The organism is Coriobacterium glomerans PW2 (assembly GCF_000195315.1).
GTDB lineage: Bacteria > Actinomycetota > Coriobacteriia > Coriobacteriales > Coriobacteriaceae > Coriobacterium > Coriobacterium glomerans.
This window is the reverse complement of sequence record NC_015389.1, coordinates 1,960,731-1,981,602: the sequence shown is the minus strand read 5'-3', so window position 1 is coordinate 1,981,602 and position 20,872 is coordinate 1,960,731. Positions and strand designations below refer to the sequence as shown.

Below are 20,872 nucleotides of genomic sequence, written 5' to 3'. Positions count from 1 at the left end.
CTGCTCGCGCAGCGGGGCCGGTCTCGCTGCGCGATACCGGCCCCGCACACATCGATGAATCGATCAGTACTCGAAGTACAGAGTCACGACCTTTGCATGGCCGATGTCGGCGAGCACGACTTCGTTGTCGCAGACCTCAAGCCGCTCCGGGTTCTCCTCTTTGAGATCCACAAGTTCAACGCGCGCGGGCGTCCGGGTGAAGCGAACCGAATCTGAGAGGCTGCCCTGAGCGTTCGCGTTGTAGAACCTGGCGATGTAGCCGCTTCGATGATGCGCCTTCTTGAGGGTGCTGAGCACCAGAGCCCCGGTGCAGCTCAGCAGCTCGTCACTTTCCGGTAGCATTCTGTTGACGCGGTCCAGCTCGAAGATGAGCCGGCCGTTCAGAAAGTCCGCGTACTCGTAGGGCTGTATCGGCGTGTTGTAGCGCTTCGCCGTCTGAGCCACCTGCGCGCTATCGAATGGCGCATCGACGATGAGATGCGCGAAGTCAAAGACAAGCACTTCGTTCAGCTCCGCTGCCGGTGTCGCGACCACTTTTTCGCCCGAGGCTCTGCCCGGCCGGAAGAGCAGATCATCCTTACCCATCATACCGTAGGTGCGAAACAGGGTCAGCCGGATGGTGGAATGCTCGTCACCGATTATCTCATACTCCCGAACACCTTGAGGCATGACAGCCACCGTCTGCAGCTCATCTGAGAGTGCAACGAAGGACTGACAGGTTTCGATCGCGATCGGCTTCTCGTTCCAGCTCTGCGGCTCGAGTTCCCATCGCTGCATCTCCTTCTTGCGGAAGACCGGCCTTCGAATCGTGCCGAACTGGAGATCGGCGATCGAGACGCTCGAGGCGATTCCCGTGTCGAAGCATACGCAGAGACGATGATCCATCGGCTCTCGATTGTCTGCCGTGATGCGGAACTTGATCAGGCGTGATCCCTTTTCCAGACGAGCGGTCAGCGTGACCGGCATTTTTGCCTGTGTGACGGCACGGGCTCGATCCTCAAGCGATCTCGGTACGGCGAAGTCGAATCTGATCTCCGCGATGTCGACCAGATCTGAGCGCCGGACCTGTATCTCGCACGGCTGATCTGTCGAGGAGATGACCATGTCCTCTTTTGCCGGAGAGTAGTTGAACGAGTCGCCCCCATCGCCGTTCTCCTCGAGCACAGCCTGGTTTGCGTAGATTCGGCCGCTCTGCTTGTCGAGGATCGTGAGCGATCCGTCATCCTCGACCGAGATCCGGAGGAAGTCGTTTTCAAGTACCCTGTCATCGGTTTCGCGCAACGTCTGGGCACTATCAGCCGTCTCACATAGATAGAGCTGCTCATAGCCCATCGCCGGCAGATCCTGGACGGCGATGTCGGCTTGGATGCGATACACCTTCTCCGGTCGGTAGATCGGCTCGCCGGGATCGAGCTGAATGGTCTGCGCCAAGATGTACTCACTCATCTCCTCGGCGCTCTCGATGACCATCGGGAGCTCCCCGCCCTTGGCATCGATGAGCTTCACCTGGGCCGAGGGGGCATAGAGCATAACGTGGGCCACCTCTGAGCGCGCGCTCGGCATCGTGTTGAACAGCGTGCAGGTGATGGGCTGATCGGCTCTACCGGCAATGCGCGTGGCGATCTGGCGCAGCGTGATCTCGACCAGGCTCGAGCTGGTATCTCGAACCTGCTTGTAGCGCATGCGGATGTCTTCGTTGGTCGTATCCGAAACGCACGAACCGATGGAGTCGTGCGCGGCGTTTTCGAACATCAGCTTCCAGAGGCGATCCATAGCTCCTCGGGGGTATTCGATACCGAGGTGGTCGCCCATGCTCAAAACCGGCTCGAGAATGTTGACAAGATAGTGCTGAAGCTCGGTGTTCAGCTTCTTGAGATCCGAGCGCGAGGAGTAGATCGACTTGTGGATGCGCATGTCCCTGCCGTTCGTGAGCTCGCCCTCAATCGTCTCGAGCGCAGGATCCTCCGATCTGACCGCCTCTATGTACTCCTCGATAGATGAGACCTCGAAGCGGAAGCTCTCGTTCAGCCGATTCAGCTCTGAGACGAGGTCCGGCAGATCACGACGGGCAGGCGCCTGGTCGAATCCGTTCGGAAAGGCGATATGGCTCGTGGTCGAGCGCTCGACGATCGAGGCGAAGGGCTCCTCGCGCATCAACTCGGCGAGTTTCGTCTCGTCGATGACGCCTCCGATGTAGTAGCCATAGGGGATCTGGTAGGCGCAGACGGTGCTGCCATCCTCGCCCCGCCAGATGAACTCGGTCCTCTCGCTGTCTTGACGGGACACGCCGCGCCAGAACAGCGTGTCCCGGATGCCCATCCCCTGATAGATCTGGGGCATGCTCGATTCCTGACCGAACGAGTCGGGAACGTAGCCCACATTCATGTGGGCGCCAAGGCGATCTGCGATGTCCATGCCGTATTGCAGATTGCGCACGATGCTCTCGCCCGATATCACGAACTGATCGGTCTGCGTGTACCAAGGGCCCAAGATCAGCTTCCCGTCGGCGACGAGCTGTCTCACGCGCAGCTCGTCTTGCGGTCGCAGAGCGAGATAATCCTCTATGAGGGAGGACTGCCCATCCAAGACGAAGCGATCGTAACCGGGATTGGACTCCAGGTTGGCGAGCACATCGCCGAAGTCCTTCAGCAGATAGACCATGGAGCGCGAGGTCGTGAAGTACCACTCCCTGTCCCAGTGCGTATGCGGGATGACGTGAACTGTTCTTACCATGCTCTGAAGTCCCCTCCCAAAAGCAGCCTAGAGCTCTGACATATCGATCTTGATGTCATCGAGATCGATTTCTTCCTCCACCTTGTCCTTGCTCGGATTGAAGTTCGCGACGAGCGGCGCGACGATACCGATGAACAGCGCGCCGACGGCGATGCCTGCGATATAGGCGAGCTTGTTGTCGGCGGTGATGATTCCGGGCAAACCTCCCAGGGGCGGGATATGCGAGTGCATACCCAAGATGACTCCGGTCGCCGCTCCCAGCGCGCCGCCGATCATGTTGATGGGCAGCAGCTTCAGAGAACTGGCGAGCAGAAACGGGATGGCGCCCTCGGTGATTCCGAATGAACCCATGATCAGATTGTTTCTGCCCGCGGCGAACATCTCATCGGAGAACTTCTTGCGCGGGTAGATGAACGTCGAGACGGCGTAGCCCAACGGGATGCAGCAGATCGCGATATTGGTCATGAGGCAGGGCTGGTAGATGCCCTCGATGAACAAGACGTTGCCGACCATCCACGCGGCCTTGTTGATAGGCCCTCCCAGATCCGTGCCGATCATAGCGCCCAGAACGACCGCGATGACGACGCTGTTGGTGTTGCTGGCGATCATTCCTTTGACCCACGCCACGAGACTGGTGTTGATCCAAGAAAGGGGAGTGGCAAGCACCGCGCCCAGCACGATGGCGACGGCGCCCGTGGTCAGAAGGGGAACGACGATCAGAGGAATCGAGGAGCTCCAAGCTTCTCCGACCTTGATGTTGCGGCACCAGCGCGCGGTATAGCCCGCGACGAAGCCAGCAACGAGCGCGCCGAGAAAGCCTGCTTGAATGTTCGTTGCCAGCTGGCCGCCGATGAAACCGGCACCCAAGGCGGGTTTATCGCCGATAGCGTATGCGACGTATCCAGCGATGACGAGATTGACCAGTCCGATGCCGATCCAGCCGACCTGATTGATCTGATACAGGATATGGAAGAATCCCGCCGCGTCCTTATAGGCTGACAGGTCGTTGACTCCGAAGGCCATGCCGATAAGCTGGGGGATCCCGACGATCATGGCACCGCCGATGACGGTCGGGATCATATATGAGATCCCGCTCATCAGCGAGCCCTTCATCTCTGCTAGTAGCTTCTTCATCGTCTACGCCCCCTCTACGGCTGCAACGCATTTCTGAAGGACTGCTTTCGGTGCCTTGATGCATACGTTGATGTCCAGGCGCAGGATCTTCTTGCCTTTGAAACGCTCCATGCCCGTGATCTTCTGGTCCGATGCGATGAGCACGAAGTCCGCCGCGTCGGCCTCCTCCTGCGTTATCGCGTTGACCGGTCCCATGGAACCCTGTTGTTCCATCTTGACGTTGTAACCGAGCTCTGCTCCGGCCTTCTCCAGGGCCTTTGCCGCCATGGGCGTGTGCGCCAGACCGGCCGGGCACGCTGAGATACCTACGATATTCATGAGACCTCTACTCCTATCTGTTCCGTGATGAAGCCTGCGATCGCCGCCTCATCGTCCAAAGCTCTCAATTGCGTTTTGAAATCATCTTCGAGCAGGGCGTTTGCAAGGTTACCAAGCATCTGCAGGTGAATCGTTCCCTTCTCCTGCTCAGGAACCATCAGAGCGAACACGTCTGTGACGGGCGCGTCGTCATACGTCTTCCACTCGATGGGCTGCCTGAGGCGGGCGTAGATGACGCCCGCCCGCTCGACAGCGTCGCTTTTGGCGTGCGGGATGGCAAAGCCATCTTGCAGCCCGGTTGAGTACTCCATCTCGCGGTCGATGAAGGCATCGAAGAGCTTGGATGCCGATAGGGTATAGCCCCTTTTGACGGCGATATCGGAGATGGTCCTGATAAGATCGTCTCGATCGGCGCTCAGAACATCGAGCAGGATATCTTCAACTGTGATCTCCATTTCATTCACCCCCTAGCAACGTATCTGCCTGCCTATATGGCTTCAGTCTAGTGTGGAGCGCAGGCGTTGTAAGCACATTCGATTTCCACGTGATGCGGAATGCGGATGGGAGGCGTCACCCGCGGCGATCCTTCTTGAAATTCTGCAATCGGCGCTCTACGCACCGAGCATTCTGAGGCTTCTGCTGAGGGCTGGGCGGAATTGTAAGCGATGGCGGGTGGAGTCAGTAGAAGGAAATAGTGGCCAGTATCCGCTGGCGCCGTGACCAAAACGTAGCCCCGCCGCACCAGACTGCGGGCTATGTCGCTTCCCATATTCTGCTGCGATGACACGACTCTTGTCGAGAGTTTGCGACGGGAAGTGGCGGCATAAAGTTGTTGTTGCTAGCCGGGGCATTTGTCGGACCGCATGCGAGGAGGTGTCGTTTCCATGGCGCACTGCACTAGAGAGCAGAGGAAGAGGGCGATCGCAGCGGACGTTCGGACGCGCCCCACCAGATCAAGCGCCCGGGCTCTCACCTCGGGCGGACGGCTGTTTGAGACCCTCGGTGATCCGCCCTCCGAGACGCACCCGCTCGCCGTCGAGGCGCCGACGCCTGAGGACGCGGGGCGGCGACGCGGGTCGAGCATCCCCCTCTCACCAGTTCAGGTCCCTCCCCTTGAGGCTCCTTTCGTAAGTCATCGAGCATCACTCCCTCGAGTCGCGGTGCGATGATCGTTAGAATCCGCCGGCTACGCATCGCTTGAAAGCGGTAAATTCAATCAGACCTCTTTGGCTCCGTTGCAATCCAGACATCTTTCATTCAAAGTACCAAAAGGAACGGCACGCGTTACAACGAGGCAGGAAGGACTTGTAGTCATGAATACTGAAGACTATCGGCAACAATATTTTATAGCGGCTCGCAAACTTTATCACGACGCGAGAAAAGTGGAATGGAGAATTCTGAGGGAGAAGCTGAAGAACGAGCTGGGGGACAAGCTGAGGGACAAATCGGAGGACAAGCCGGGGGACAAGCCGGAAAATAAATTTGCGGCAAAGCTTAAACAGGCTGGCTATTGGGTACAAACAGGTAATTCTGGTCATGGCGCGAAAACGTACAAATCCGGCAGTACTTTAGATGTGCCTTACGACCTCTCCAATTGGCGTTGGATTACCATCAAGAAGGGTGAGGAAGACGCACTAATCGTCAGCCTGCAGGCTCCCGACCGTGACAGCAACGAAACTAAGAAGAACGAACCTAGAAACCATCATATTCTCGAAGACAGGATTGCTTTCATTGCTCCGGGAACTGATGGATTTGACTTTTGCGGAAAGGTCACGGCCGAAGTCACGAAGTTCGAGCTTCCGCTTTCCAACAAAAAGGCGAATAGTCTTGTGAACCTCGTTCTTAAAAGATTGTATGAATCTGATGACTCTCTAGCTAGCTCTGATGCGCGGTAGTGCCATTTCATCTCCGCAATCTTGATTCAGAAGGCGGTTTCGGGCTGCAATTTTCACCGCGCTTCCGCCAATATCGGCTTGATGCATCGCACCACGAGTATACCGATTCGGTATAAAAGCCAGGGATGATTCCACGAGGTCAGATCAGACGATCTGAGGGCATGGTTCCTTGGTCATGTTGCGCGTTGAAGTGATGGTGAAGAACCCTGTTTAGATTCAAACGGGATTAAGACTATCGAATACGTGAGGCTGACTTATGGATGAGAGGTCCTATGCAAGCTCTCCTTCTGACAGCTCTTCCGAGACGGTACAAGTTGTTGGCTCCCGTGACGAGCCCGGTGCATATGTTGTTGCTGTTTCACGAACCGCGAAGGCGCTGAATTGTTTGAGATCTGCTCGCATGAAGAAATCCTGACGTTGCTTGATTCAGAGTATCCAGATTATTACACAAGGGATTTGAGCGCTGGGAGCGGATTAGATGCTAGCGTCACCTATTGGACCGGCATGGTATCAGACACTCGATCTCGACGTTTCCCAACAGTAGCGGCAGGCACTTGACCGCTCCTTGAACACCCCAACTCGGTTTCCGAGCCGTTTGTCCCGTTCTTTGCGGATCGTGTTGCCATCGAGATCTCTCACGAAGAGGGGAGAAGACGACGGAACGGTTTTCAATGACATTACGCCTGAGATGTTTGCAAGAATCCCCATGGAACAAAACTTACCTTCACGAATTTATCGATGGCGGTGAGTGCCGACGCGTTTGTAACGGATGACGGTGAAGCAGGCAAGAACTTTAATGACGGCACGACGCTCATCTTCGGCAGCGGACTTATCGCCTATCTGCGTCTCAATCCGGTCGAACTTTCCAAAACCGGGGTAAGCAAAGCTCTGATCTCTGTGATATACAGCAAGAACAGAGATGCTCAGAACACCTTGCTTACTGAAACCAGTGGGCACCTCACAGAAGACGAACAGCCGACGCATATCTTATGGACTCCGGAGAATATCACCTTCAATACGTGTCCGCAGGATCCCGAGGACGCATGGGAAAATCATATGCCATAGCTAATAAGAACTTCGACTACGACGTGACCGAGCTGATCAACAAGTTGCTTGCTCCGGGGCAGCGATGTGGTCCTCGATAGAAGTGAAGCCAAGCTGTCGAGGGTCGAGCCGAATACGCTTAAGGCGGCGAGCGATCTGACGGGTATGGAAGCCGTATGGGGCAGCTCCGATGAGAGCGTCGCTGCGGTGTCGCCCGACATGATTCGCGACAGGCAGCCGCAGCGCCCGACAGGGCTGCGGCAGCGGCCCCCGACCCGACGCGATGAGTCATATCCGATGGTAAACTGAAAGGCGGACCGGTTTATCAATCCGGAATGAGTTGCGAAAGGGCGATATGATGATATGCAGTCGGGAAGATCTCACGGACTGGCTTGTCGAGTTGCTGCCAGATCCGTTCGACTACATAGGGAAGACGGGTTCATCGTACGGCGAGGAGATCCGCCATCTTGAATATGTCTCGCGTCCACTGTGGGCGATCTTTTCTCTGCTGTGCAGTGGAGAATATGACGAGAGAATCGTCGAACCGTGGATCGAGCGAATTCGGGTCGGCCTGCGTCCGGGCGAGCTTTCCTTCCCGTACCCGACCATCAAGACCAGACAGATCTGCGTCGAGATGGGAGTTTACGGTTTCGGGCTGCTCAGCTGTGGGAAGAGCCTGTTGGATCGTTTTTCCGAGGAGGAGACTCGATCGCTGGAGCGCTGGCTCAACGCGATCAACGATATCGATCTGCCCTGGGGCAACTGGTATCTGTTTCGCATCATGGTTAACTACGGCTTGCGTCAGAACGGCCTGAGTTTTAGCAGCAAGCGCATCGAGTCGGACTGCCGAGCGGTGGAAAGCATGTACGTGTCGGACGGATGGTTCGAGGACGGCAAGCCATTTCAGCGCGACTACTATGTCGCCATCGTCTTCCACCTGTATGCCCTGTTGATAGATCGGTTTGTTCCCGATCACGCGCTTAAAGATGTCATCGCACGAAGCCAGGCGTTCGAAGAGGACTTCATCTGCTGGAGTGATTCGCAGGGGAGAAGCATTCCATTCGGCAGGAGTCTGACCTATCGCTTCGCGCACATCGGCTACTGGGCCGCCGCCACGCTGGCCAAGGCGAATACGCATGACATCTCGGAGATCAAGCAGATGACGCTCGCAAACCTGAGCTTCTGGTCGGAGCAACCCATCACGCAGGATGGCGTTTTGAGCATCGGATTTGGCTACCCCAATATTCTCGTGGCAGAGGATTATACGGCTCCCGGAGCGCCCTTTTGGGGGTTCAAGGCGTTTCTGTTGCTTGCCTTCGACGGTGAGAGTCAGTTCTGGCAAACTAAGCCAACGGCACCTGCTATCAGCGAGCGTCGTGCGCAGCCCGCGCCCGGTCTTTTGATCCAGCGAGGTGAGCGCGATTGCTTTGCACTTTCGGTGATGCAGTACAGCGCGGGCTCGGTTCTTCAGCGCATGGGAAAGTACGGCAAGTTCTGTTATTCGACAGCTTTCGGATGGAATCTCTCACGCGATGTCGACGGCATCGCGAACTTCGGCGTCGACAGCTCCCTCGCATTGTCGATCGCACATACGGGTCAGTTCGTGAGCAGATCGCGCATCGACGCGTGGTCCGTCTGCGAGCGGTACGCGTACAGCATGTGGAGCTATCGGGACCTGGTCCGCGTTGAGACCTGGCTGGTACCCATCGACGCGCGACGGCATGTGCGCGTGCATCGCATCGAAGCGGAGTATCCCATGGAAACCTATGAGGGCGGTTTTCCGGTGATGGGGTGGAGCTCCAAGTTCGATGAAAGCGAAACCGGTTCGAACTCGGTCCGGATCTGGAAAATGCAGCACGCGCAGAGAACGCAGATCAGCGAGATCAGCGATGCGGCAGATGACCCTTCAGTCATCGGACGCATCTTGGAAGCGGCTGGGATGCCGCAGAAGCCCCAAGATGGAGCATGGTGCCGCCGATCTCCAGACATCGTTCGGCAGAACCCCAATACAAATGTGCTCAGCTCCGAACCGAGTGCGGTCCCGGTGCTCCGGGTTGAGATCCCCGCCGGAGAAAGCTTGTTCGGATGTCTCGTCTTCGGCGAGGAACTCTTCGCCTGAGAAACAGGGAAACGAAAAGATTCGCGAGCGGTTTGAAATCTTCCGTGAGCGGATGGTTTACATCTCTTTGCTAGGACGCGTCATGGAATAAGCAAACGGATGCTACAATAACAAAGGTGTACTAAACTGGTTAACTAAACATAATCGACTCTGGACAACGGGAGGGGCAAACGTGCACAGAAACATTGTTCTGGTTTCGCACGGAGATCTCGCGTACGGCATGATGAGCGCGGTGAAGATGGTATTCGGTGAAAGCGCTGAGCTGTCCTGCGCGTGCCTCGCGCCGGATGGAAGCTGCGTGGAGATAATCGGGAAGATTGCTGATCGCGCCGCAGCGCATCCTGAGACGCAGTTCGTCGTCATCGCGGACATCCTTGGTGGAAGCGTTTGCAACCAATGTGTTCAGCAGTTGCTCGACATGCCGAACACAAAGGTGATCTCGGGCATGTCGCTGGGTTTAGTCCTTGGTGTGCTCTGCTCTTCAGGACAACTCTCCGACAAGCAGCTGCAGGTCATCATCGAGGAGTCGAAAGAGAGAACGAACCTGCTTTCACCCAAGCTAATCTCAGATGGAACGACCAGCGGTGAGGAGGACTTCTTCTAGCGGGCAATGGGCTCGTGCGACCAGGCAGGCGCAGGATCGAAGCGACCAAAGGAGAAAGGAGCGAGCAATGATCAGCATGGCGCGTATCGATGATCGTCTCATTCACGGTCAGGTGGCGGTCAGATGGTCCAAGGATCTCGGCATCACGAGAATCATCGTTGCCAGTGACAAGGTGGCAGCAAGCCCGGTGCAGGTCGCCGCATTAAAAGGGGCGATACCGCCGGGGGTGAAGGGAGCGATTTTGCCGAACAAGAAGGCGGCCGCGATCCTGTCTGATCATCGTGCGGACGCAATGAAGATCCTGCTCATCTCAAATGATCCGGCGAATCTGCTCGAGGTGTTCAAGGCGATCGAGGAACGCCCTGTTCTCGATATAGCCAACTATGGACGCATTAACGGGTCGATCACCGGCAAAAAGAAGATATCCGATACGGTTTATCTTACCGAGGGAGACGAAAAGGCCATACGGCAGATCGCCAATCTGGGCATTGAGGTGATTTACCAACCGCTACCCGATGACGCGCGTCTTGACTTCATGGGCATGCTCGCATAGCTCTCAGTAATTTGGTGTCCCGCTCGCCCCGGTGAGCTGGTCGTTTCATACGCTTAACCAAGAATAGAAGGAAGGAGTCAATATGGATGTGTATGCCGCGTTAATGGTCGGCCTTGTGCTGATGGGGGCGAAATTCCTCGACTGGACCTGTTCCTCGCAGCTCTCCAGACCGATCGTCTGCGTCCCTGTCCTGGGCCTGCTGCTCGGCCATCCCCAGGAGGGGCTGACGCTAGCGGCTGAGATGGAGCTTATCTTCATCGGCAACGTGAGTCTAGGTGGCGTGATGCCCTCTGATATCACGATGGGTGCTATCTTCGGATCAGCGTTTGCCATGATTCTGGGCCAGAACGTCTCGGTGGCAGTGACGCTTGCCGTACCCCTCTCCGCGCTCGGCACGCTTCTCTACTCGTGCATGAAGATCGTTGTCACCATGATCGTGCCTCGCTTCGAGATCCTGCTCACCGAGCACAAAGTGGGTAGTTACAAGCGACTTTGGTTTGCACAGGCAATCGTTTTCGTGCTGTGCTACTTCGTTCTCGGTTTCGTCTGCACGCTCGCCGGGCAGCCGGTCGTTCAGGCATTCGTCGATGCCCTGCCGACATGGCTTCAGAAATCGCTTACGGTGGCGTCAACGATGCTGCCCGCGCTCGGACTCGCGTTGCTGCTCAAGCAGCTCTACACGCCCACCGAGTTCCCGTATTTCTTTGTCGGTTTCGGTGCGATCGCGTTTTTCAGCTACAACAACGTGACTGCGGCGGCGCTTGACGGCAAAGCGGTCAATCTCACGAGTGCGCCCACTCCGATCCTGACGCTCGTAGAGCTTGCGTTGTTCGGCGGCGCCTTGGCCGCGCTCGTCATTTTCAACGAGTTCAGGAAGATCAATGAGAAGAAGGCGGCGCATGCCATTTCCGCATCGAGCGATGAAAGCGAGGACTTCTTCAATGACTAATGCGATTGCCACCGAAGGGGCGGCTGCGCTCACCCCGGGGAAAAAGGCCAAGATCACTTGGAGTCTGTTCTGGCGCACCATGTTCATCATGTTCTGCACGAGTTATACCAAGCAGCAGGGCACGACGTTCGCATTCATGATGATCCCGTATCTCGAGGACATCTACGGCAAGGAGACAGACGAGTTCTACGAGGCAATTCAGCGCCATCAGAACTTTTTCAACACCACGCCTCAGTATGCTTCGTTTATATTCGCGCTCGTCATCTCTATGGAATATGACCGCAAAGCAGCCCTGTCACGCGGCGAAGAGTTCGATGATGCCTCTATCGAGGCCATCAAGGTCGCCCTTATGGGCCCGCTCGCCGGTATCGGCGATGCGATCACCCTGTCGTGTCTGCGCATTATCGCTATCGGCGTCTCCGTGGGCTTCGCGCAGCAGGGCAGTTGGCTAGGACCTATTCTATTTGCGCTCGTATATAACGTTCCCGATCTCATCATCCACTACCTGTGCGGAAGTCTCGGCATGCGGCTCGGAACCGGCTTCATCACCGAGGCGCTCGCTTCGGGCAAAATGCAGGCGCTCACCAAGGGCTTTACCGTTCTCGGCATGATTATGACCGGGGCCATGGTCGCTCAGTTCGTATCTGTCAAGACCACGCTCGTCGTTGACATGGGCGGTGGTGCGGTCTTCAATCTGCAGAATATGCTCAACTCGATTCTGCCCGGGCTCTTCCCACTGTTGCTTACGCTCGGTAGCTTCATGTACCTGCGTCGGAGCAGATCAAAGAACAGCGCGATGATTCTTCTGCTCATAATGATCGTAATTGCCATCGTGCTCACGTTGCTGGGAGTTACTGGTTAAAGGCACTTGCAATGCTGATTGATCTTCACGATGAAGGGAGCGGAGTACCGGTTTCCACCGGCACTCCGCTCATCGGCCAGGAAGGGGATGTATGAGCGCGCTCGGAATCATGCTCGCTGCCATTGTCATTGTCGTTCTCGTCTCGGCACTTGCCATGTTTCGTCTGCGCAGCGACGTCTATCTTCAGATGATGCATGATCTTGAACGGGGGAACCCCGAAGCGGTTCTCGCCCGCGCTGATGGTCGCGCAGCGAGGATGCTGGTGTCGCCCTATGCACGTGGAATCGCGTGCTTCAAGGCATATGCACTTTCACATGACCGACAGCGTATGGCTGATCAGTTCAATGTGCTTATGAAACTTCCTCTGAATGAGTTCAATCGCGTGAGCCTGCTCACCGACGGGTTCGCGGCGTTCGCCCGCATGCGCGACCGAAAACGGTGCGAGCGCATCCTCAAGGAGATGGAGGCCTCGCATGTAAACGTTACCAGCTTGGAGGGATACCGGCAGTTCTTCGAGATCGTGCTCGCAGGTCGAGTCGATCAGCGCGAACGCATCGAAGATCAAATTGCCAATCTCAATGGCCATCGCTTGGGGTACGCCGAGTATCTACTCGCGTGCATCTATGCGTCAATCGGCGATGGCCGCGTGCTCGCGTTGCGCTCGCGTGCTGCGCTGCATCTCGAAATGCAAGTCGATCAGCTCGACGGGGGTGTCGGTGTTGGAACAGCCATTTGATCTGAATGCTGAGGAGCGCGCTTGGACGCAGGCGACGCTGGCTCGGCTCACCGCCAAGCTCTTCGCGGAGTGCGACCGCGTGGGCTCAGCGATTCCCTACATTGCGCAGAACGGTGCATATCGCGAGGACAAATCTCTGACAGACATCGTGTGGTGGACCAACGGCTTCTGGCCGGGGATTCTTTGGCAGCTCTATCACCTGACGGGTAACGAGCGCTACGCCAAACCAGCTCGAGCCGTCGAGGAGAAACTCGACCGCGCGCTCGACCGATATACCGGTCTCCATCACGACGTGGGATTCATGTGGCTTCTCTCGGCTGTTGCGGACTTCCGTCTCACCGGCAACGAGCGCTCAGAGGCTCGCGGGCTGCATGCGTCTCATCTGCTCGCCGGGCGCTACAATCCGAGAGGTCGCTTCATTCGATCGTGGAACCGCGACCGCGCCGGATGGGTCATCGTCGATTCGATGATGAACATCCCGCTGCTGTATTGGGCTGCGGAGCGCATAGGTGATCCGCGTTTCACCTACATCGCGTGCGATCACGCCGACACCGTGCTCGACAAGATCGTTCGCCCGGACGGTTCGTGCAACCATATCATCCAGCTCGATCCCGCAACCGGTGCGCTTCTGGGGGCCCCCGCCGGACAGGGTTGCGCAAGCGGATCCTCTTGGTCCCGGGGCCAATCATGGGCTATCTACGGATTCGCGCTCTCCTATCGGCACACGGGCGATGAGCGCTATCTGTGCGCGGCGAAACGCGTGGCAAACTATTTCACCTCCCAGGTGGCACTGACCGGCGATGTGGCCCTGCTCGACTTTCGTCAGCCGGCGAAGCCGGTGCTCTGGGATGCGCTCGCCGGATGCATCGCCACCTGCGGTCTGCTCGAGATTGCGGAGGCCTGCGAGGGCGCTGAGCGAGCGAGCTGGCTCAGTTGGGCGATGCGCATCCTGCGAGCGACCGATACGCGGTTCTGTGATTGGGATATCGACCGCGACGGCATCGTTCAGATGTGCTCGGGAGCCTATCACTGCGAGAGCGATCGACACGTGGCCATGGTTTACGCCGACTATTATTTGCTCGAGGTCGTGCTGCGGCTGCTCGGTAAGGACGCGCGGCTATGGTAGAGGAACTCTGCCAAGAGCCTTACGATGCGGGGGACAGGACGGTGGTCGCCAACCCGGTCCTCGCCGGTGCGCATCCCGATCCATGTCTGTGCCGCGCACGAGGGAAGTACTACCTCGTCACCTCGACGTTTCAATGGATGCCGGGAGTCTCGATATACGAGTCGATCGATCTTGTGCGCTGGAGAAGCCTAGGTGGTCTGCTGGGCGATCTCGACCTGCGCGGCATTCCGGATTCGGCGGGCATCTGGGCACCCGATCTCACCTTCGATGAGATGACGGGCCGCTTCTGGCTCGCCTACACCGTCTGCAAGCAGATCGACGGCGTATTCAGGGACGTCGAAAACTACGTGACGACCGCTCAGGAGATTATCGGCCCGTGGAGCAAGCCGGTATTCATCAACGCATCAGGGTTCGATCCGGGTATCTTCCACGAGAACGGCAGACACTACTTCATCAATCCCCAGTGGGATCCGCGTCCGCTGCCGGGCCATCATAGGTTCAACGGTCTGATCATGCAGGAGTTCTCGGTCGAGAGCGGCCTGATCGGAATGGCGCGCACGGTGCTCACCAATGACGATGCTGTGCACGATCTGCGCGAGGGTCCGCATGTCATGAAGCACGACGGACGCTATTATATCGTGTGCGCCGAGGGCGGCACGGGCCGTCACCACAGCATCGTGGTCGCGCGCGCCGATGATCTGTGGGGTCCCTACGAGGTTGATCCGGCCCGTCCGATGCTCAGTTCGTGGGGAAAGGACTGCTCGCTCAGAAAGGCGGGGCACGGCAACCTGCTCCGCGATGATGCCGGAGCTTGGTACGTCTGTCATCTGTGCGCACGGTACCTGCCGGGTACCGAGGTGTCACCGCTCGGGCGGGAGACCGCGATCCAAAACGTCATATGGGTCGACGGCTGGCCCCGCTTGGCATGCGGGGACACCGCGCCGATCGGCAGCTACGTGGTCGCGGATGCAACCGTTTGCGCCGAGTCCGCCGATGAGGACGGCACGTGTGCACCAGATCGTTTTAAGTGCCCCGGTGAGCCGGGATATAACTATGAGACGGCGTTTACATCTGCCACCGATCTATGGTGTGAGGAGTGGCTCGCATCGCGCACGCTGCGCGATCCTGCGTGGACGCTGACGGATGGGGGTCTTGAGCTTCGCGGCGGCGACTCTTTGACCTCGCTGTTCGATCCCGCTCTGCTCGTGCGGCGGCAGACGAGCACGATCTGTCGCGCTCAAACGACACTCTCTTTCAAGCCGACCCATTACAACCAGCTCGCCGGGCTCGTTTGGATCTATGACACCCGGGCATTCGTCTTATTATGCGTAGGTTTCGATGAGGCGCGCGACTGCCGTGTGATCGATGTGCTCGCCTGCATCGATGGTGCGCTGAATATGCCACTTGGCGGACGGCAGCGAATCGAGGTGCCCGATGCGGTCGATGAAGTGACGCTCATCGCGCACATGAATGAGCCCCGTCTGCGTTTCGCGGTCTCTCTTGATGCCGGACCCGAGCAGGCGGTCGGAGCGTCGGGTGCGCCTCTTGAGCTCGATGCCTCGTGCATGAGCGATGAGCGCGTCGCGGGATGGGCATACACCGGATCGATGGTCGGTGTCGCCTGCGTTGATATGTTTGATAAGACGGCTCACGCGCGCTTCGCTTCGTTCTCCTATGAGGATATCGCCCCCGGCCTTGACAAGTCAGGTTGTTGAGATGGCGGAGCTGGGTCTCGAGGTGCGCACCGGCACGGGCATCCTGAGATGGCGAGGCAACCGGGCCGATGAGGTGACTCTCGGCTGGCGCGGCAGTTACGCGCCGGGCGACCAGATCGTGCTCAGCTGTGCGGCTCCGCCTCAGATGCTCGCCATGTGTCTCGATCGCGGTTTGTCGGAGAGCGTGGTGCTGCTCACAGATCGCACCTTCACCTTCATGATCCCGTTCGGAGATGAGCGCAAGGCCTATGGACCCCGCGCGTTTGCCGGCGAGCGGCACTGGGGCTATGTTCGGGTCCTCGATGAGCGGGAGCGAGAATCTTGGCGCAACCTCGCTGAGAACTCCCATGATCTGAGCTTGCCGTCGGGCTCGGCACCCGTGCTCTATCCGCATGCGGTGACCAACGTTCGCTGCGACAATCCCCAGTTTCTTGCGCGCAACGCGATCGACGGAGTATTCGAGACAGGCAGGCATGGCAGCTGGCCCCATGAGTCTTGGGGTATCAACGACCAGCGCGACGCTTGGCTCAAAATCGAGTTCGGAAGATCGGTGATCGCTGATGAGCTGCGGCTGTATCTGCGAACAGATTTTCCTCACGACACCTGGTGGCGCAGTGCGCTGCTCACGCTGTCCGACGGCCAGCAGGTGACATTGCGGCTCGCGGCCACGGGCCTGCGTCAGACGTTTCCGCTCGGTGGCGCTCGCATCGCATGGCTTGCCCTTTCACAGTTGGAGAAGGCGGAGGAGCACGGCTTTCCCGGGCTGTCCCAGATCATGGTCATGGGTCGCGAAACCGATCCGGGCTCGTGGAGCGTCCGGGACCCGCGCCGCGTTGAAGATGACCAAGCCGACACGGGTGATACGGAGCGATCAGATGCGAAATAATTCGATGTGGTTCGATGAGCGCGGCAGGCCCATTCAAGCGCACGGCGGTTGGATTCTGCCGACAGATGATGGATTCTTCTGGTACGGGGAGGACAAATCGTGCGAGACCCGCGATCGGCGGGTCGAGGCGATCGGTATCCGCTGCTATCGATCGGCCGATCTGAGATCTTGGCACGACTGCGGACTCGTGTTGCCCACCTCGCCAGATCATCCTTGTCCGCTCATGCGGCCCTCGGGTGTGGTTGAGCGACCGCGCGTCGTGCGCTGCGAGGCGACCGGTCGCTATGTGATGTGGTTCCACGCCGATGATGCGACCTACCGTGCTGCGTCGATCGGCGTCGCGATGGCGAGCGATCCTGCGGGCCCCTTCGAATTAGTTCGAGCTATGCGACCGAATAATCAGCAGAGCAGGGACATGACGCTGTTCTCCGAGGAGCAGGGGCGCATCTACGTCATCTACAGCTCAGAGAGCAACTGGACGCTTCACATCGCTGCACTCACCGAAGACTGCCTCGATGTCGAAGGCGACTTCGCCCGGGTGTTCATCGATCAGAAGAGGGAAGCGCCCTGCGTGTTCGCCGCCCACGATCAACGCTATCTGGTCACCTCAGGATGCAGCGGATGGCACCCGAACGCGGCGCTGTTCGGCACGGCCGTCGCCATGGATGGCAGATGGAGGCTGATCGACAACCCCTGCCGCGGACCACGCGAGCACACAACCTTTGACGGGCAGATCACCTGCATCTTCCGGGCGGGTGACGGCTATCTCGCATTGATAGATCACTGGTGCCGAGAGGATCTCGGCACCTCGCGCTACAGCTTGGTTGCTGTGCGCTTCACCGATGATCGGCATGATCCGATGGAGATCGTCTGGAGCGATGAAGCCGCCAGCATTTCATGACGCTCGGCGCATACAGCTGACTCTGAGCGATCTGGCGATTCAAAGAGGAAGGGAAGAAGCGGTTATGGTGCAGCACCAAGACTTAACGATTCCAGCCGAGGCGTCCGGTGGCGCCTCGCTCGCGACCTCGGCGTTTCAGGAAGCCTTCGATCGGGCCCGAGAAACGGGGCCGGCCCGTGTGGTGGTGCCTGCCGGCACCTATCGCATCGGCAGCGTCCTCATGCACGGAGACACCGAGCTTCATCTGAGGGCAGGTGCCCAGATCTTGGGCAGCGAGGACATCGACGATTACACCGACTGGGACATCTCCACGACGCTGCGCTATGTCGATGATCCCGATATCGCGCGCATCCAAGGGCTCTGCGAGCATTACGCGCGTGCGCTCATCACCGTGGCCGATGCTCGAAACGTCGCGATCACCGGCGAGCCCGGATCAAAGATCGACGGCGTCGACTGCTTCGATCCAAACGGAGAAGAGGGCTTTCGCGGTGCGATGGGCATTCGTATCTGCCGCTGCGAAGGCGTACGTCTGAGCGGCTATCAGTTCGTCAACGCGGCGAACTGGTCGCACCAGATCGATTCGTGCACGGACGTGCGAATCGAGGACGTCGCGGTCCGGGGCGGCCATGATGGCTTCAACGTGCATCACTGCGACAACGTGATCATCCGCCGCTGTGATCTGCGCTGTGGTGATGACTGTGTCGCCGGCTTCGACGCGCGCAATGTTCTCATTGAGGACTGTCTGCTCAACACCGCATGTAACGCGCTGCGCCTAGGTTGCGCGAATCTGCTTGTCGAACACTGCCGCTTCAGTGGTCCGGGGGAGTACCCTCACATTCTCGAGGGTACCTACCACATGCATGCTGCGGTGAAATACTATTCTATCAAGGGCGACGTCATTCGTGAGGACGCCTGCAACTGGTTGATCCGCGACTGCACGTTCGAGCGGCCGGGGCGTCTCATCAACTATGATTACGGCAGCGCGAAGGGCTATCAGACTGAGCGCCCCCTTCTCAACGTGCGCTTCGAGGATATTCGCGTCATCGGCGCGAGTCAGCCCTCATTTTTCAGGGGGACGGAGGAAGAGCCCGGCTCGCTCGAGTTCACTCGGGCAAAGATCGTCTTCGATCCGGACGCCGATCACATCGGCGAGCCGTTCGTGCAGATCGGCGAGAGAGCGGTGCTGAAATGCAACCAGGTTGACTACGCTGCCGCCGGCGACGAGCCCTTCTCGGGTCCGCGTATCGTGCGTGCCGATGAGGTCGCCGCCACCACGCTCAGGTGCGCACCCGACGACGAGATGCATCGTGCCAAATGAGCGCGCGGGATGAGAGCGGCGCTGCGTTCCGGAGCCTGTCGCGTATCTAGAGCGTGCTGGTTCCCCACTGAGTGCGGCAGCTGAGCACCTGATGCGGGTCGATCTTGCCGGCATGCGCGATAAGGTCGAGCAGGATCTTGCAGGCCTGCGCTCCTTCCTGCTGAGCGGGCTGCACGACGACCGAAACCGAAGGAGAGGCCACGCTCGCCCAATCCGTGTTGTCAAAGCCAAGCAAGCCGACGCGGTCGGGCATGAGCGGATAGAACTCCCGCATCGCGACATAGATGTCGGGAAGCGCCCAGCAGTTGGGCGCGAACACGAGCGTCGGCGTCACGCCATCGATGTTGCTTCGGAGAAACTCCTGGAGCTGCTCGACGGGTACCTTGTCGTCATGGAGCTCGAGCTGCGTGAAGCCGAGTTCAGTCGGCTCAAGCGCATCGACAAAACCGGAGAACCGCTCGATCCGAGACGAAAGCAGCCCGGGCTCGGCGGTCACCAGCAGGAAGCGCTCGTAGCCCTTTTCGATGCAGGCGCTGATCGCCCGATGCGACGCCTCGTAGTTGTCGGTTTTCACCCAGTTCGACTCGTAACCGTAGAACTTGCTGTCGATGAAGACGGTCTGCCTGCCGGCGTTCTCGATGTAGGTCATGATCTTCTTGAACTGCGCGGTGGGCTGCACGATGAATCCGTCGACCCCGACGGCGATGAGTCGATCGATGTAGGCCAGCTCATCGGTCTTCCGAAAATTCGAGCTGCTGACAAGAACACGGTATCCATGCTCGTCGGCGACCGAGGTGATGCCTTTGACGATCTGATTCGAGAAGGTGTTCGTGATATCGCCGATGACCACGCCCAAGAGATTGGATTGCTTTGAGTTCATGCCGCGCGCGAGCGGACTGGGTTCGTACCCTGTTTTTCGAATCGCCTCTTGGATGACAAGGCGCGTCTCCTCTGACATGTGATCGGTCTTTCCGTTGATGTAGAAGGACACGGTGGTTTTCGAGGTTCCCGTCATCTGGGCGATATCGTTGATGGTGACGCGTTTTCTAGAATTCTGCTTCGGCATCGAAACTCCTGATGATACTCAGTTTAGTAAACCGATTATACGGTAAGATGCATTCGACTGAGCGTTCCTTGCATAAGCCCTCGAAAACTGCGTCTCCTGACGATAGGGAGGACAGCCGAGGGCCTCGACTGAGCCCAGCGTTCCCGGCAAACGGAAGAACCCCGGGACGACTTTGCTCGTCTCGGGGTTCTGCCCTGCTGCGATCAAACAAGGGAGAACAGCTCAGATGCTCACGTCACGCCGCCAGAATCTTTCGGACCGCGTCGGCGACGGCATCGTCGCGGACGGCGGGGAAGAAGAGCTCCTGGAAGTGCTCGCCTGCGAGTGCGCCCTTGACGAGGTCCTCATCGAGCCCCAGCAGAAGTTCGGGGAAGGGCTTGAAGTTGTTGCGACGAACCTGATCAAGAATCTTTTTGTTGCGCTGCTCGGGAACAACGCGATCACGTGGGTATCCGTTCCCGGACCCCTCTCCGAACAGTTTCGAGAACGTGTACTCGAGATTGAGCTCCTGGCCCCAGCCATTCTTGAGGGCGAAGGGCAAAGCGACAGCGTTCCCATCGTTGACCTGCGCGAACGTATAGGCATCCAGCGGGTCCGCGACATGGCCGCAGAGAACTCCGGGGAACGAGTTGAGTGCGAGCATGGCTCCCTCGCCGGTCCCACATCCGGTCACCACGTACTCGGCGGCGCCGCCGTTGAGCAGGACAGCAGCGAGAATGCCGTTCTGCACATAGGTGAGCTGCGCTTCATCGTCTGCGGTGTACATGCCATAGTTGTGAACGGTATGTCCGAGCGGTTCAACCGCCCGTTTGAGAGCCGTCTCGATCATGCTGTTCTTGTCCGCTTGACTGTTTTCGTTGATCAATGCGATGTTCATGTGCACTCCTTGCGTATTGGAAGTGAAAGATCCTGT

19 protein-coding genes are annotated in these 20,872 nt (G+C 58.3%); 13 read left to right on the top strand and 6 right to left on the bottom strand.

The genetic code is table 11. From position 1 onward, the window contains the following. Nucleotides 1–63: 63 nt before the first annotated feature. The 4 genes from CORGL_RS08670 to CORGL_RS08655 are packed head-to-tail and all read right to left on the bottom strand — an operon-like array spanning nt 64 to nt 4,640. Nucleotides 64–2,733 (bottom strand): glycoside hydrolase family 38 N-terminal domain-containing protein, encoded by a 2,670-nt coding sequence (locus tag CORGL_RS08670; RefSeq protein ID WP_013709530.1) that lies wholly within the window; start codon nt 2,731–2,733, stop codon nt 64–66. A gap of 27 nt (nt 2,734–2,760) precedes the next feature. Further along, nucleotides 2,761–3,867, bottom strand: coding sequence for a PTS fructose transporter subunit IIC (locus CORGL_RS08665; RefSeq protein ID WP_013709529.1), 1,107 nt, complete (start codon nt 3,865–3,867; stop codon nt 2,761–2,763). A gap of 3 nt (nt 3,868–3,870) precedes the next feature. Next, complete coding sequence (locus CORGL_RS08660) at nt 3,871–4,185, bottom strand: PTS fructose transporter subunit IIB (protein ID WP_013709528.1); 315 nt, start codon at nt 4,183–4,185, stop codon at nt 3,871–3,873. Beyond that, nucleotides 4,182–4,640: a PTS sugar transporter subunit IIA gene (locus CORGL_RS08655; protein ID WP_013709527.1), complete on the bottom strand. Its 459-nt coding sequence runs from the start codon at nt 4,638–4,640 to the stop codon at nt 4,182–4,184. The genes CORGL_RS08660 and CORGL_RS08655 overlap by 4 nt, the downstream gene beginning before the upstream one ends. Before the next feature lie 858 nt (nt 4,641–5,498). On the opposite strand from CORGL_RS08655, the gene CORGL_RS08650 reads away from it, so the two are divergent. The 13 genes from CORGL_RS08650 to CORGL_RS08585 all read left to right on the top strand — a co-directional run bounded on the left by CORGL_RS08650 (nt 5,499) and on the right by CORGL_RS08585 (nt 18,893). Continuing rightward, nucleotides 5,499–6,080 carry a hypothetical protein gene (locus tag CORGL_RS08650; RefSeq protein WP_013709525.1) on the top strand — a complete coding sequence of 194 codons (582 nt, stop codon included), beginning with the start codon at nt 5,499–5,501 and terminating at the stop codon, nt 6,078–6,080. 738 nt (nt 6,081–6,818) lie between these two features. Continuing rightward, complete coding sequence (locus tag CORGL_RS08645) at nt 6,819–7,145, top strand: hypothetical protein (RefSeq protein WP_041738735.1); 327 nt, start codon at nt 6,819–6,821, stop codon at nt 7,143–7,145. 334 nt (nt 7,146–7,479) lie between these two features. Continuing rightward, nucleotides 7,480–9,243: a DUF2264 domain-containing protein gene (locus CORGL_RS08635; protein ID WP_013709522.1), complete on the top strand. Its 1,764-nt coding sequence runs from the start codon at nt 7,480–7,482 to the stop codon at nt 9,241–9,243. Nucleotides 9,244–9,415: 172 nt separating this feature from the next. Then, nucleotides 9,416–9,847, top strand: a complete 432-nt coding sequence (locus CORGL_RS08630; RefSeq protein WP_013709521.1) for a PTS sugar transporter subunit IIA — start codon at nt 9,416–9,418, stop codon at nt 9,845–9,847. 67 nt (nt 9,848–9,914) lie between these two features. Then, nucleotides 9,915–10,400 carry a PTS sugar transporter subunit IIB gene (locus CORGL_RS08625; RefSeq protein WP_013709520.1) on the top strand — a complete coding sequence of 162 codons (486 nt, stop codon included), beginning with the start codon at nt 9,915–9,917 and terminating at the stop codon, nt 10,398–10,400. An 82-nt stretch (nt 10,401–10,482) separates the two neighbouring features. Next, nucleotides 10,483–11,349: a PTS sugar transporter subunit IIC gene (locus CORGL_RS08620; RefSeq protein WP_013709519.1), complete on the top strand. Its 867-nt coding sequence runs from the start codon at nt 10,483–10,485 to the stop codon at nt 11,347–11,349. Then, on the top strand, nt 11,342–12,211 hold the full coding sequence (locus CORGL_RS08615) for a PTS system mannose/fructose/sorbose family transporter subunit IID (RefSeq protein WP_013709518.1): 870 nt from the start codon (nt 11,342–11,344) through the stop codon (nt 12,209–12,211). The genes CORGL_RS08620 and CORGL_RS08615 overlap by 8 nt, the downstream gene beginning before the upstream one ends. Nucleotides 12,212–12,302: 91 nt before the next feature. Next, the gene (locus CORGL_RS08610; protein ID WP_013709517.1) at nt 12,303–12,947 is read left to right on the top strand and encodes a hypothetical protein; all 645 of its coding nucleotides are present in this window, start codon (nt 12,303–12,305) and stop codon (nt 12,945–12,947) included. Next, entirely contained in the window at nt 12,928–14,073 is a 1,146-nt protein-coding gene (locus CORGL_RS08605; protein WP_013709516.1) for a glycoside hydrolase family 88 protein, read from the top strand. The genes CORGL_RS08610 and CORGL_RS08605 overlap by 20 nt, the downstream gene beginning before the upstream one ends. Further along, nucleotides 14,067–15,788 (top strand): glycoside hydrolase family 43 protein, encoded by a 1,722-nt coding sequence (locus CORGL_RS08600; protein WP_013709515.1) that lies wholly within the window; start codon nt 14,067–14,069, stop codon nt 15,786–15,788. Before CORGL_RS08605 ends, CORGL_RS08600 begins: the two co-directional genes overlap by 7 nt. After that, nucleotides 15,769–16,674, top strand: a complete 906-nt coding sequence (locus tag CORGL_RS08595) for a carbohydrate-binding protein (protein ID WP_156789835.1) — start codon at nt 15,769–15,771, stop codon at nt 16,672–16,674. The genes CORGL_RS08600 and CORGL_RS08595 overlap by 20 nt, the downstream gene beginning before the upstream one ends. Further along, nucleotides 16,664–17,575: a glycoside hydrolase family 43 protein gene (locus CORGL_RS08590; RefSeq protein ID WP_013709513.1), complete on the top strand. Its 912-nt coding sequence runs from the start codon at nt 16,664–16,666 to the stop codon at nt 17,573–17,575. The genes CORGL_RS08595 and CORGL_RS08590 overlap by 11 nt, the downstream gene beginning before the upstream one ends. 64 nt (nt 17,576–17,639) lie before the next feature. Continuing rightward, nucleotides 17,640–18,893 carry a right-handed parallel beta-helix repeat-containing protein gene (locus tag CORGL_RS08585; RefSeq protein ID WP_013709512.1) on the top strand — a complete coding sequence of 418 codons (1,254 nt, stop codon included), beginning with the start codon at nt 17,640–17,642 and terminating at the stop codon, nt 18,891–18,893. A gap of 46 nt (nt 18,894–18,939) precedes the next feature. Here CORGL_RS08585 and CORGL_RS08580 read toward each other — a convergent pair whose 3' ends face one another. Together CORGL_RS08580 and CORGL_RS08575 are read right to left on the bottom strand one after the other, a co-directional pair. Then, nucleotides 18,940–19,959 carry a LacI family DNA-binding transcriptional regulator gene (locus CORGL_RS08580; protein WP_013709511.1) on the bottom strand — a complete coding sequence of 340 codons (1,020 nt, stop codon included), beginning with the start codon at nt 19,957–19,959 and terminating at the stop codon, nt 18,940–18,942. A 235-nt stretch (nt 19,960–20,194) separates the two neighbouring features. Continuing rightward, a complete protein-coding gene (locus CORGL_RS08575; protein ID WP_013709510.1) occupies nt 20,195–20,836 on the bottom strand; it encodes an RpiB/LacA/LacB family sugar-phosphate isomerase in 642 nt (213 codons plus the stop codon). Nucleotides 20,837–20,872: the final 36 nt, after the last annotated feature.